Origin of the sequence: Luteococcus sp., assembly GCF_043424415.1 — a bacterium.
Lineage (GTDB): Bacteria > Actinomycetota > Actinomycetes > Propionibacteriales > Propionibacteriaceae > Luteococcus.
This window is the reverse complement of record NZ_JBHWOO010000190.1, coordinates 1-12,135: the sequence shown is the minus strand read 5'-3', so window position 1 is coordinate 12,135 and position 12,135 is coordinate 1. Positions and strand designations below refer to the sequence as shown.

The window sequence follows — 12,135 nt, the reverse complement described above, 5'->3', positions numbered from 1 at the left end:
GGTCCCTCCAGGGGACCGGATCTTCCGAGATCTTTTCGTCTGGCCTCGTCCACAGGCGCCGGAGGCCCGGAATCGTCGTCCACAGACGCCCGCTGGGATGACCCCAGCCGAGGCCGCAGCCACATGCTCCTGGCATGAACTTCGACCCGCTGCGCGAGAGCCTCGACCTCGCACGACACCAGGCGGGGGTCCTCACCCGCCAGCAGGCCCTCGGCTGCGGCCTGCCCCGCAAGCAGCTCCTGCGCTTGGTGGACCAGGGGCAGTGGCGACGTCTCGCTCCCGGGATCTACCTCACCCACCATGCGCAGGCAGACCTGAGGGCCCTGGGCTGGGGCGGCGTCCTGCTGGGAGGCGAGGGCAGCCAGGTGGCGGGCCGCGCGGCCCTGGCGCTGGCTGGCGTGGCGGGTGAACCTCCCGTGGTGGAGATCCTGTTGCCCGAGCATGTGCGCCGCGCCAACCAGCAGGTCTGGCAGTTCCGCCGAACCCTGCACCTGCCGCGCCCCAGGGGGAACCCGCCGCGCAGCCCCATCGAGGAGGCGGTGCTCGATGCCTGCGCGGCCGAGCCGGTGGCGGCGGAGGAGCTGGTCACGGCCGCCAGTCGGGCCGGCATGAGCCGCCGGGCCCTGCGGCGAGCCCTCGGCAGGCGCACGCGTTTTCCCCAGCGGATAGTGCTCGAAGACCTACTGGCCGAGAGCCAGGAAGGGCTGGAGAGCCCGCTGGAGGTGCGATACCTGCGCGATGTGGAGAGGGCACACCAGCTGCCGGCAGGCATTCGCCAAGTGGACGGGGAAGGCCAGCGACGCGACGTGGTCTATGAGCTGGGCCTGGTGGTCGAGCTGGACGGCCGGCTGGGGCACGAGGGCACTGGGGCCTTTCGTGACATGGCCAAGGACAATGCCGCTGCCCTGCGGGGCCTGCACCACCTGCGCTTCGGCTGGACCGACTGCGCCCACCGTCCTTGCGCCACGGCGCGTCAGGTCACCGAGGTGCTGTGGCGCCTCGGGTGGCAGGGTTCGCCCAGCCGCTGCCGCCGGTGCAGCTGACCACCACTGGGCACCCACCAAAAGACCTCGGAAGATCCGGTCCCTCCAGGGGACCAGATCTTCCGAGGTCTTTGTCGTTGCGTGCCGCTCAGTGCCGGGGTGCGGCGCTGGAGCCACCATCCTCGGGCAGGATCGGGTAGGGGGTGGCGGGGAGCTGGCCCTGGGTGTCCAGCGGACGCGGGATCCTGCCGAGCTTCACCTCATCCTCGCCGCTGTAGCCGTGGTCATCGGGGCATGGAGGATCTGCAGCACTTGCTCGCCCACCAGCGGGCTGAACATCGACTGCAGGAAACCGACGGTTCGATGCAGGGCCAGTGCGTATTGTCGCGCCTGGGCTTCTTCGGTTCGACGACCACCGGTGGCTGGGAGAGTCGGTCAGCCATGGGGGTCCCTTCCTCGTGAACGGGTGGGAACCGCCAGAGGGTATCGCCCCAGGGCCTGCTCACCGTCCCGATCTGGTCGTTCCCCGGCGGGGAGGCGCCGTCAGCGGGTCCTCGGGCCAGGGGTGCTTCGGGTAGCGGCCGCGGTTCTCGGCGCGCACGCCCGGATAGGCATTGGTCCAGAAGCTGGCCAGGTCGTCGGTGATCGCCAGGGGGCGACGGGCGGGGCTGAGCAGGTGCAGCTGCACCGGGACGCGGCCGTCGATGACGGTGGGCGTGGCGAGCAGTCCGAAGCATTCCTGCAGCTTCACCGCCAGCACCACGCGCCCGTCGGGGTGTTCGGGGTAGTCGAGCCGCACGTGGGAGCCAGTGGGCACCTCGAGTCGTTCGGGGGCCAGTTCGTCGAGCCGGGTGGCGGCGGGCCAGGGCAACAGGCGACGCAGGGCGCTGGTGAGGTCGAGCTGTTCGGCGCGGGCACCGCGGGCGAGCCGGTCGAGTTCGGGGCCGAGCCACAGCTCGGCCGCCTCGAGCAGGGAGTCGGCATCCATCGCCGGCCAGGGCTCGCCGAGGTGGTGGTGCAGCAGGGCCAGGCGTCGTCGCAGGGCCAGCGCGGGCTCGGGCCAGGTGAGCAGGCTGGGACCGTCGAGGCCGAGCCCGTCGCGTCGCAGGGCCTCGACGACGGCGGCGCGCCCGTCCTCGGCGGTGGGGGCGACGGGGGTGCTGGACAGTTCGATGGCGCCGATCCGGTCGACGCGCCGGGCGCGTATCTTGCCGCCGGTCCAGGTGGCAAGGGTCTCGCTGACGCGCAGCGGCGCGGCGACCTGTTCGGCGAGTTCCTGCGTGATGGGGGCCGCGGCACGGATCACCGCGCCCGATCCGTCGCTGGTGTGTGCCAGGCCCACCTCGGCGACGGCCAGCCAGTCCACCCCGGCGGTGGCCAGGTGGCTGCCGCGGGGCAGGACGGCGCCGGTGCCGGAGGCGAGCAGCCAGGAGCCGCCGCGCTCCCCCTGTTCACGAAGCCGCGCGATCCGGTCGGGGTGGGCCAGGGCGACGACCAGCCCGAGGGCCTGGGCACGGTCGGTGGGCGCGGCCACGTCGAGCGGGAGTCCGTGGGAGCGTTCGGCGACCTGCTGCAGGCGCTCGGCTTCGTGGCGCCACCGCTGCCCGGCGGGGGTGCGGGAGCCGGAGCGCAAGGCTCGCAGCTGGGCCTCCAGGTCTGCGCCGGGAGCGCGTTCGTCGCCAGCCAGCATGGCGACGACCTCGGCGGCGAAGCGGGCCCCGACCAGGGGTGATGCGTCGAGCAGGGCGCGGGCGAGCCGGGGCTCGGCGGGGACGGCGGCCATCTGGCGGCCGCGGTGGGTGGCGCGTCCGTCGGCGTCGACGGCGCCCAGGGCCTGCAGGGTGGCGACGGCCGAGGCGAGCGAGGCTGCCGGGGGTGCGTCGGGCAGGGCCATGCCCTCGCCGCCGGGAGCGCCCCAGCAGGCCAGGGTGAGGGCGGCGCCGGTGAGGTCGGCGGTGGCAATCTCGGGGGTGGTGAAGGGGCGCATCCGGGGCCAGTCGGACTCGGGGAAGACGCGCACGGCCAGGCCAGGGCCGAGGCGGGCGGCGCGTCCGGCGCGCTGGTCGGCCGAGGCGCGGGACTCGCTGACGGTGACCAGGCCGCCCATGTCGCGGCCGCTGTCGTGGCGCTGTTCCCGGGAGAGTCCTGCGTCGATGACGATCCGCACTCCGGGCACGGTCAGTGAGCTCTCGGCGACGGCGGTGGCGACGACGACCCGGCGTCCGGCGCAGTCGCTCCCGGCACCGGAGAGCACCGCGTCCTGGCTGCGGGCGTCCATCGCGCCGTAGAGGGCGGCGGCGTCGATCCCCTTGCCGCGCAGGCGCTCGGCGACGGCCTCGGCCTCCCGTGCGCCGGGGACGAAGACCAGGGCGTCGCCCTCGTCGTGGCTGGCCAGGGCGCGCACGGTGGTGGCGGCCAGGTGGTCGAGGAAGCCGGGGGTGACGCCGCGCGCGTCGAGGCGTCGGGTGCCGGGCGGGGTGGGGGCCCATTGCACCTGGAGCGGGTGCAGGTCGGCGGCGACGGACACCACCGGCGCGGGCTCGTCGTCGCCGAGCAGGCCGGCCCAGCGTGGGGCGTCGAGGGTGGCCGACATGACGACCACCACCAGGTCGGGGCGCAGCTCGCGCAGTTCGCGCACCATCGCGAAGCACAGGTCGGAGTCGAGGGAGCGTTCGTGCACCTCGTCGAGGACGACGGCGCCGATGCCGTCGAGGGCTGGGTCGGACAGCAGCCGTCGCACCAGCAGGCCGGTGGTGACGAACTCGACGCGGGTGGCGGCCGAGGCTCGGTGCTCGCCGCGCACGCTGTAGCCGACGGCCTCGCCCAGCCGTGATCCGGCCAGCCCGGCCAGGCGACGGGCGGCGGCGCGGGCGGCGATCCGTCGTGGCTGGGTGACCACGACGCGGCCTGCCCCGGAATCCCGGAGCTCGGAATCCAGCCGCTCGGCATCCAGTAGTTCGGCGACCAGCGGCGGCACCAGCGTGGTCTTGCCGGTGCCGGGCGGCGCCTGCACCACCGCCACCCGGCCGTCGCGCAGCACCGACTCCAGCTCGTCGCGGACGGCGGCGACGGGCAGTCCGGCACCGATGCGCTGCAGGTCGAAGGGCATGGGGACCATCATCCCACCGGGGCAGGCAGGTCTTCGGCACAGTCGATAGCGTGGAGCCATGGACACCCCCAGCCAGACCAAGGCCCTGCTGAGCGGCTACCTCGACAGCGTGCGCGAGGCGGTGCTGTGGAAGGTCGACGGACTGGACGAGCCGGCCCTGCGCGAACCGTACACCCCCACCGGCACCAACCTGCTGGGGCTGGTGAAGCATCTGGCCGCGGTCGAGTACGGCCACTTCCAGATGGGCTTCGGACGCCCCTACCCCGACCTGCCGCACCTGCGGATGGATGCCGACCGGATGAGTGACTTCTACGCCACCGCCGAGGAGTCCGCCGACCAGGTCGTCCGGACCTACCGCGACGCGATCGCCGCCTCCCGCCAGACCTGCGAGGAGCTGCAGCTGGATGCCGTGGCGCGGGTGCCGTGGCGCACCGAGCCGATGACGCTGGAGCAGGTCCTGTTGCACGTCACTGTCGAGACCGCCCGCCATGCGGGCCATGCCGACATCGTGCGCGAGCAGGTCGACGGGATGGCCGGGCTGAATGCCGCCAACGGCAACCTGTCGGGCCCGGGCGCGCCGCGCGACGGCGACCCCTTCTGGGACGAACACCTGATGCACCTGCGCACCCTGGCCAAGCAGGCCGCGGTCGGTGGGCTGGGCACCGGGACCAAGGAGGAACAGTGAGCATCCGGCTGGCGGTCTTCGACCTGGACCAGACCCTGCTGCTGACCGGGCACCGGATCACCGACCGGGCCGCGGCGCAGGTGCGGGCGCTGGTGGCCGACGGGCTGCCCGTCGCACTGGCCAGTGCCCGGCTGGACGAGTCGATGGCGGTGGTCAACGAGGCGATCGGCATCCCGCTGCCCCGGATCAGCTACAACGGGGCGCTGACCCGCGAGGCCGATGGCAGCACGGTGCACGAGGTGGGCTTCACCGTCAGTGCCGAGCTGGCCGCGGCACTGGTGGCGATGACCCGCCCCGGGCCGGACGGTCAGGGCGCGATCAACCTGTACTGCAGTGACGGGCGCTGGCTGGCCCACGGCAACCCGGAGGCGATCGACCGCGAGGAGCGCGACACCTGGTGCACCGCGACCGTGCGCACCGACTCCGTCGAGGCTGAATCCCTGGCAGGGCTGCGATGCCGCAAGATCCTCGTCGAGGGCCCCGACGGTCACCTGGACGCCCTGGAGCGGGCGGTGGACGGCATCGAGGGGCTCAACCTGACCCATTCGGGCATGGGCCTGCACGACATCTGGCCGGCCGCCTCGGGCAAGGCCAATGCGCTGGCTGCGCTGTGCGAGCACCTGGGCCTGGGCGCCGACCAGGTGCTGGCGGCGGGCGACTCGGCCACCGACGTGCCGATGCTCGCCTGGGCCGGCACCAGCATCGGCGTCCAGCCATGCGCGCCGGGCGTCACCGAGGTGGCGACGCACCTGGTGGAGGGCGCCGGCAGCGACGAGCTGTTCGCGCTGGTGCGGGAGCTGGCGGGCCTCGAGCCAGCCGACGGGGGCCGACTGCTCCCACTCTGACTGCGCCTGAGATCCGATCCTCGACGGTGGGGTCAGAGGCGGGCAACTTTCAGGCCGTGCCGCAGAGCATGGAACAGGATGGGCACAGAGATGATCGTCAGCACCACAGGCATGAGCCAGATCCAGCTGATGCCCTGGCCGGTGTGGGGCAGTGACAACCACGACGCCCATGCTCCCGTGGCCGGCACGAGGACGCCGACTGCCACATGGCATCTGACCAACTTGCGGGAGAGAGTTCCAGCTACCGATGGGGAGATTGCCTGCATGGCGCGGATGTTGCGGGACTGCGCGCGCAGCTCACTGATGGACCCCAGGAGCATCACGGCGATCCCCAGCAGGCCTGTGCACAGCACCCCAGTCCAAGCCAAGCTGCGCAGCACGGGCATCTGCGAACTGTTGACATTTCCTTGTGGGAAAGATGTCGGGAGCACGTTGAAGAGGTAGCTGCGAATCTCTGCGCGTTGGATGGCGCTCAACGTTTGGTAACGCTCAAGGACAACCAAGGAGGTGCCGCTGGCACGGAGGCCAACCTTGTGTGCGGCCACGGAATCCCTGCCAACAAGCACCACGGATGCTGCCGACGCCCTGTTTGAGCCTCGAGGGTTTCGTGGCACTTCGACCGGTTCACCAAGATGTCCATCGTCGTGTGCCGTGATCAAGGACAGCGTCGCGGAATCCCTCCACCAACTGGGGACGTTGACCGTGGATGCGTCCTTGCCGTCGAGGACGATGGTGGTCAGGTTGGGATCCGGGCACTCTTCGTCCGGATCCGATCCCCTCGCCAAGCACTTGACGTCGACGTTCTCGGCAGCCATGACCTCGCCGTCAGCAAGGCGTTGAACCATGGGGAATGCGTCGACGGTGCCACCCACCCCGGCATAGGCGCTGCGTAGTTGGGACACCTGGTGGTCGGGTACCTCCACGACTTGGAGCGCGGAATCACTGACCGTCTGACCACTCGTCGAATCCGCCATGCGTTCCACGGTCAGCGACCAGCACAGTGACACGAACAAGGCGATCGAGATGGTGGAAGCGAGGACATGTGACTGGCGCGTCACCTTCCCGATCAGGCGGGCGGCGGTGGGACCGTCACTCCGAGAGGTCCAAGCTGCAGCAGCGTGGGGAATGGCAAGTGCCACCAGCGCCCCCAACCACAGCCCGTGCACCGGTGATGGGGTCTTCTGGGTGCGGGCAACGACCCCGATCGTCAAGCCCAAGAGCGCCAGCAAGGCGATGGCTCCGAGAAAGAGGACACCGCGAACCAGAGCAGCGTGTGCGGCGGGCCGTCTCAGGGAAATGGTCTTGGCTCCAGCACCTTGGTTGACGCGGCGCGTGCGAAGCAGACTGAACAAGAGGGGCAGCAGGACTCCCACCACAGCCACCGTGAGACTCTGTGGCCAGGCAAGAAGCACACCGTGCCAGCTCTGCCCGAACAAGTTGGCCATCCAATCCAAACCCAGGTGCTGCGTCACAGCCAGGATCACCAGGGCCGTCGCCCAGCCTCCTGCCGCTGTCGCTGCCCATGCCCCATGGAGGACTGACCAAGCTGCTCGCCGGCTTGCCCCCGCCGCCATGAGGCCATCGACGGTGGAGGTACCTGCGGTGCGCAGGCTGGTCAGCAGCGCGGCGATCAAGACGGCGGTGGCAACAACCAGCACCCGCCCGGCAGCTGCCAAGACACTCATGGCATGGATCGCTGGATTGGCATTGGAATCACCAAATGCGTCACCGACCCCGACGACCCTGACATCCGAGCTGGAAGATGCAGGGTTCTGGGATCCAACGTCCTCGTCTCCCAGCCAGAGCGCATCCTCTCCTCCCACCTGCCCCGGGGTACCCATCATCACGGCACGATCCCAATGGGGATTGACAGGATCAACCGTGATCCCGACGACCACTGCTGTCGGATGGTTGTGTACACCTGAACGGACCTCGACCTGGCTGCCCAAACTGGCTTCCAGTTGGTCAGCAAGATGCTGACTCAACACAACTTCCCCGACTGCCTCCACGGGACGCCCTGCGATCAAGCGTCCCGGAACTCCGGCGTCGGGGTGGCCCAGCAGCCGAAGGGCGACGCTTGCCTCCCGACTGCCTCGCGCGGCAGCTCCTTTCAGCTCCTCGACGGGACGATAGCCTGCAGCAGCGAGGGTCCGGGAACCGGCGGCCGTGGCCGTGGCCGCATACCGATGTCCCGCCTGGGACAGTGCGACGGAGTCATCAAGCGCCTCCACGACATGCCCTCGAAGCACCGCGATTCCGGCGGTGATGAAAGTCAGCAACAGCACCATGCCGAACAGGGCACCTGCCTGGACTCTGTTCTTTCGGATGTAGTGGTGCACCAGGAAGAGTGACAGACGTGGAGTCATGCCGGATCGCCTGCATGCGGCTCGATCACGTGCGGGTCCATCCCGCCTTCCCCGTCCAAGGAGTAGACGCGCTGCGCGGTTCGCGCCAATCGGAGGTCATGCGTGGCCAGCAGGATGGGGATCGACTCGCGCTCGCCAAGTTCGTGGAGGAGAGCCGCAACCACATCGGAATTCTTGCGATCCAACGCACCGGTGGGCTCGTCAGCAAGGAGGATGTCGGGCTCGATGGCGAGTGCGCGGGCGATGGCAACGCGCTGCAACTGACCGCCGGACAGGGAATTGAGCGCTCTGCTTTCAAGTCCGCCGAGCCCAACGGACTTGAGGATGCCTTGGCAGCGACGTGGATCCGAGGGAAGGCCGTTCAGATTCCTGGCGACATTGACATTGTCCTCAACATTGAGGAAGTCGATCAGCCGGAAGTCCTGGAAGACCAGACCAATTCTGGTCTGCGCGGTCAGCGGTGCCTTGTTGAGCAGGATCTCACCCGACTCAGGGGCCAACTGGCCGGCAATCACCCGGAACAAGGTGGTCTTGCCGCTTCCGCTGGGTCCGATGATGCCCGTGACCCCGGCCTTGGCCACGAGGTTCACATTGTCAAGAACCTTCGATGGCGCACCGGGGTAGCACATCACCAGATGCTTGATCTCCAACATTGCTTCTCCTCGTAACCGGGAGCGGGGCCCGGCAATGGTGCCGCGCCCCGCCCATGAGTCAGCCTTTCAGACGTTTCGGTTCTCACATGCCGAGCCCCCAACCCCTACCCACGGCATGGTCTTGGTTTTCACCTGGCCGCTGGTGGTACGCCAGTCTGAGTTCAGATCAGGCAGCTTGCCTTTGCCCAGCAGCCGCGCCCGAAACTTCTGCGTGCGAGGCTTGGAGTTCCAGTTGGACCACGCATAGCCTTCATCCGGGCGGAGGCTGACATTGACCTTGGTTGTGCCGTGAGTGCAATAGGTGGCGGCCTCGGCGGTCGGGGTGTTGACCACGATCACACCCCCAAGCGCCAACGGAATGGCGGCGAGGGTGGCGAGGATGTGACTGGACTTCTTGAGAAGACCTCTCCTTGGGAAGCACCTGTGCTTCATCCATCGGTGGGGCATCCACCGAGATAGGCACCTTTGCCTTTCTGCATTGACATTCCCACAAAACGGGGGGGGCTTGTCAAGAGTATGCTGACGCCCTCTCCGCCCGCGAGCCACAGGTATCACCACCCCTCAGTCCAGTCTCACCCAGACCCTTGACCAACGCTACCTCCCACCTCGACCCACGGCTAGGTTGAGTGACGACACCGATCCCACTCTGGAAGGCACAATTCATGGCCAGCAAGAAGACCAAGCGCGTCGGCATCCTCACCGCCGGCGGTGACGCCCCCGGCCTGAACTCCGCGATCCGCGGCTTCGGCAAGGCGGCCATCGGCAACCACGGCATGGAGCTGGTCGGTTTCCGCGACGGCATGCGCGGCCTGGCCGAGAACCGCACCATCGAGCTGGACGGCTCGGCCCTGTCGGGCATCCTCACCGTCGGCGGCACCATTCTGGGCACCAGCCGCGACAAGGTGCACCGCATGGTGGTCGACGGCGAGCCGCGCGACATGATCCCGACGATCGTGGAGAACTACGAGAAGAACAAGCTCGACGCACTGGTCTGCCTGGGTGGCGGCGGCACCGCCAAGAATGCGAACCGCCTGCTCAAGGCCGGGCTGAACGTCATCCACCTGCCCAAGACCATCGACAACGACATCGTCGAGACCGACGACTCCTTCGGCTTCGAGACGGCCCTGGAGATCGCCACCGAGGCCATCGACCGGCTGCACTCCACCGCCCACAGCCACCACCGCATCATCGTGGCCGAGATCATGGGCCACCGCGCCGGCTGGCTGGCGCTCGGCTCGGGCATCGCCGGCGGCGCCGACATCATCCTGCTGCCCGAGATCCCCTACACCATCGACTCCATCGCCGCCACGATCGAGCAGCGCGTCCAGCGCGGCTCCACCTTCAGCGTCGTGGCCGTCGCGGAGGGCGCCCGGACCGTCGCCGATGCCGCCGAGATCGCCGCCGCGGAGGCCCTGGTGCGCGAGGCCGACACCGACGCTGGCCGGGCCGCCGCCAAGAACCACAAGAAGGCGGTGGAGGCCAAGCACCGCGACAACACGATCACCCTCGCGCACGACCTGGAGGCCGCCACCGGCCTGGAGTCGCGCGTGTCGATCCTGGGCTATGTGCAGCGTGGCGGCACTCCCTGCTCCCACGACCGGCTGCTGGCCACCCGCCTGGGCAGCGCCGGGGCCGATGCGGTGGCCCGCGGCGAGTTCGGCGTGATGGTCGGCACCCAGGGCCAGCGCGTGGTGCAGGTACCGCTGGACAAGGTGGCCGGCAAGGTGAAGTACGTGCCCACCGACCACGACTGGATCACCGCCGCCCGCCAGGTGGGCACCGGCCTGGGCGACTGAGGGCCCGTCCGAGGGATGCGCAGACCGCTCGACTTCTGGGCCCGCTGGGGAATCCGCAAGCAGCTCACCGCCGTTGCCGTGACCATGGTGGCGGTGCCGCTGCTGGTGGGCATCCTGGTGCTGGCGAACCTGCTCACCAATTCACTGGCAAATGCCCAGTCGACGGCGGCCCACGAGGTCGCCCACCGCACCGCCATGCACGTCGCGGCCTACGGCGGTGACTCACTGCCCGGTGAGCTGGTGCTCGACGAGGGCTTCCGGGCGCAGGTGCTCGACAGCGACGGCAAGGTGCTGTGGACCTCGCACCTGCGCTACCGCACCCCGTTGAGCTCGGCGCGCCCGGTGCCCGGCGAGGTGGTGGAGCAGGGCAAGGTCACCTGGTGGGGCCCGGGTGACCGCAACGAACACCGTGACCTGGTCGTCGCCCAAGGGGTGAAGCACGACGGGGACTACTACGTCGCCGTTGTGGCCACCTCGCAGGAGGAGCAGCACAGCGCCGTCACCCTCACTGTGGCGCTGCTGCTGGCGGCGGTCCCGCTGGCCATGCTGTTGGCCGGCCTGACCGCCTGGTGGGTCGCGGGTAGGGCGTTGCGGACCGTGGACGAGATCAACCAGCGGGTGGAGGGCATCACCTCCAGCACGTTGGACGAGCGGGTGCCGGTGCCGCCCAGCCAGGACGAGGTGCGCGACCTGGCGCTGACGATGAACCAGATGCTGGGCCGCCTGGAACATGCCCAGCACATTCAGCAGCATTTCATCTCCGACGCCAGCCACGAGTTGCGCTCGCCGCTGGCGAGCCTGGCGGGGGCGCTGGAGATCGCCACCATGGAGGACAGCCTGGACACCTGGCGGGAGATGGGCCCGCTGATGCGCGATGAGACGGCGCGGCTCAACCAGCTGGTCCAGGGGCTGTTGGAGCTCTCCCGGGGCGACGACGGCGGGACGCGGCTGTCCCTGACCGAGGTGGACCTTGACGACCTGGCGGTCCAGGAGGCGGCCCGGCTGCGCAGCTCCTTCGACGTGCAGGTGAGCACGGCGATCACGGCGCGGCGCGTGCGGGCCGATCCGGCGAAGCTGGGGCAGGTGCTGCGCAACCTGTGCGACAACGCCGCCCGGCATGCGAAGTCCCGCATCGAGGTGGGGCTGGGTGAGGGCGCCGACGGCGGTGTGTTGTTGTGGGTCTCCGATGACGGCAATGGTGTGGCGCCGGGCGATCGGGAGCGCGTCTTCCAGCGCTTCGTGCGCCTGGAGGAGTCCCGTTCCCGCGACGAGGGCGGCTCAGGCCTGGGGTTGGCGATCGTCAGCCAGCTGGTCACCGCCCACGGCGGGCACGTCCGCGTCACCGACTCGCAGTGGGGCGGGGCACGGTTCGAGGTGTGGCTGCCGGCCGCTGACTGAGCGGGGCCCGGTCTCGGCCACCTGCTGCATGGCCTGGGCGAGGCGGGTGAGCAGTTCGCGGCGCTCGTCGTCGGCCAGCCGCGCCTTCTCGCGGTCCTGCTTCTGGCGACGCCGCACCTCGGCCACGGCGATGACGGTGGCGAACAGGACGGGCTTGACCTGCCTCTCGTGGTCGAAGATCCAGACCAGCCAAGCGGGCGCTGTGAAGTCGGGGATCCAGGACAGGTCGACGTGCGGCCACGGGATGTCGGGCCAGTCGATGTCGGGCCACGGGATGCCCGGCCAGTCGATGTCGGGCCA

General features: G+C 69.6%; 10 protein-coding genes. 5 read left to right on the top strand and 5 right to left on the bottom strand.

What is annotated here, in order from left to right; all coding sequences use genetic code 11:
• The first annotated feature begins 134 nt into the window (after window positions 1-134).
• Window positions 135-1,043 (top strand): type IV toxin-antitoxin system AbiEi family antitoxin domain-containing protein, encoded by a 909-nt coding sequence (locus tag ACHFFZ_RS11025; protein ID WP_394276665.1) that lies wholly within the window; start codon window positions 135-137, stop codon window positions 1,041-1,043.
• A gap of 442 nt (window positions 1,044-1,485) precedes the next feature.
• Here ACHFFZ_RS11025 and hrpB read toward each other — a convergent pair whose 3' ends face one another.
• A complete protein-coding gene (gene hrpB / locus ACHFFZ_RS11020; protein WP_394276664.1) occupies window positions 1,486-4,092 on the bottom strand; it encodes an ATP-dependent helicase HrpB in 2,607 nt (868 codons plus the stop codon).
• Window positions 4,093-4,150: 58 nt separating this feature from the next.
• On the opposite strand from hrpB, the gene ACHFFZ_RS11015 reads away from it, so the two are divergent.
• Window positions 4,151-4,777 carry a DinB family protein gene (locus ACHFFZ_RS11015; protein ID WP_394276663.1) on the top strand — a complete coding sequence of 209 codons (627 nt, stop codon included), beginning with the start codon at window positions 4,151-4,153 and terminating at the stop codon, window positions 4,775-4,777.
• The gene (locus ACHFFZ_RS11010; RefSeq protein ID WP_394276662.1) at window positions 4,774-5,622 is read left to right on the top strand and encodes an HAD hydrolase family protein; all 849 of its coding nucleotides are present in this window, start codon (window positions 4,774-4,776) and stop codon (window positions 5,620-5,622) included. The genes ACHFFZ_RS11015 and ACHFFZ_RS11010 overlap by 4 nt, the downstream gene beginning before the upstream one ends.
• Before the next feature lie 32 nt (window positions 5,623-5,654).
• On the opposite strand, the gene ACHFFZ_RS11005 is transcribed toward ACHFFZ_RS11010, so the two are convergent.
• The 3 genes from ACHFFZ_RS11005 to ACHFFZ_RS10995 all read right to left on the bottom strand — a co-directional run bounded on the left by ACHFFZ_RS11005 (window position 5,655) and on the right by ACHFFZ_RS10995 (window position 8,980).
• Window positions 5,655-7,988: a hypothetical protein gene (locus ACHFFZ_RS11005; RefSeq protein ID WP_394276661.1), complete on the bottom strand. Its 2,334-nt coding sequence runs from the start codon at window positions 7,986-7,988 to the stop codon at window positions 5,655-5,657.
• The gene (locus ACHFFZ_RS11000; RefSeq protein WP_394276660.1) at window positions 7,985-8,641 is read right to left on the bottom strand and encodes an ABC transporter ATP-binding protein; all 657 of its coding nucleotides are present in this window, start codon (window positions 8,639-8,641) and stop codon (window positions 7,985-7,987) included. Before ACHFFZ_RS11000 ends, ACHFFZ_RS11005 begins: the two co-directional genes overlap by 4 nt.
• A 66-nt stretch (window positions 8,642-8,707) precedes the next feature.
• The gene (locus ACHFFZ_RS10995) at window positions 8,708-8,980 is read right to left on the bottom strand and encodes a hypothetical protein (protein ID WP_394276659.1); all 273 of its coding nucleotides are present in this window, start codon (window positions 8,978-8,980) and stop codon (window positions 8,708-8,710) included.
• Window positions 8,981-9,303: 323 nt separating this feature from the next.
• On the opposite strand from ACHFFZ_RS10995, the gene ACHFFZ_RS10990 reads away from it, so the two are divergent.
• On the top strand, window positions 9,304-10,437 hold the full coding sequence (locus tag ACHFFZ_RS10990; protein ID WP_394276658.1) for a 6-phosphofructokinase: 1,134 nt from the start codon (window positions 9,304-9,306) through the stop codon (window positions 10,435-10,437).
• Between the two features lie 15 nt (window positions 10,438-10,452).
• The gene (locus ACHFFZ_RS10985) at window positions 10,453-11,835 is read left to right on the top strand and encodes a sensor histidine kinase (RefSeq protein WP_394276657.1); all 1,383 of its coding nucleotides are present in this window, start codon (window positions 10,453-10,455) and stop codon (window positions 11,833-11,835) included.
• On the opposite strand, the gene ACHFFZ_RS10980 is transcribed toward ACHFFZ_RS10985, so the two are convergent.
• Window positions 11,716-12,135 (bottom strand): hypothetical protein (locus ACHFFZ_RS10980; RefSeq protein WP_394276656.1); only part of this gene is annotated, 420 nt, incomplete at its 5' end. The genes ACHFFZ_RS10985 and ACHFFZ_RS10980 overlap by 120 nt on opposite strands.